We start from the raw sequence: 361 nt of genomic DNA, 5'->3' as shown, positions 1-361 counted from the left end.
ATGATTGGGGTGAAGTCGTAACAAGGTAGCCGTATCGGAAGGTGCGGCTGGATCACCTCCTTTCTATGGAGAATGGATGAACGTTGTTCATCAATATAAGTTTCCGTGTTTTGATTTCGTTTAGTTTTGAGAGTTCAATGAAAAAAGTATTGACTCTAAAAAAGAAATGTGATATAAATTAATTCTGCAAATTGTATGGGCCTATAGCTCAGCTGGTTAGAGCGCACGCCTGATAAGCGTGAGGTCGATGGTTCAAGTCCATTTAGGCCCACCATACAACTTGGGGCCTTAGCTCAGCTGGGAGAGCGCCTGCCTTGCACGCAGGAGGTCAGCGGTTCGATCCCGCTAGGCTCCACCAAAT

2 tRNA genes and 1 rRNA gene are annotated in these 361 nt (G+C 46.0%); all 3 read left to right on the top strand.

Annotation, left to right across the window (positions count from 1 at the left end):
- Nucleotides 1-63 (top strand): 16S ribosomal RNA (locus MR059_RS21555); the annotation flags it as partial.
- Between the two features lie 134 nt (nt 64-197).
- Nucleotides 198-274: transfer RNA gene (locus MR059_RS21550), tRNA-Ile, on the top strand.
- Between the two features lie 8 nt (nt 275-282).
- Nucleotides 283-358, top strand: a tRNA-Ala gene (locus tag MR059_RS21545).
- The last annotated feature ends 3 nt before the right edge of the window (nt 359-361 follow it).

Origin of the sequence: Bacillus cereus group sp. BfR-BA-01522, assembly GCF_022662635.1 — a bacterium.
Taxonomy (GTDB): domain Bacteria; phylum Bacillota; class Bacilli; order Bacillales; family Bacillaceae_G; genus Bacillus_A; species Bacillus_A cytotoxicus.
This window is presented reverse-complemented; position numbering and strand designations above follow the sequence as displayed.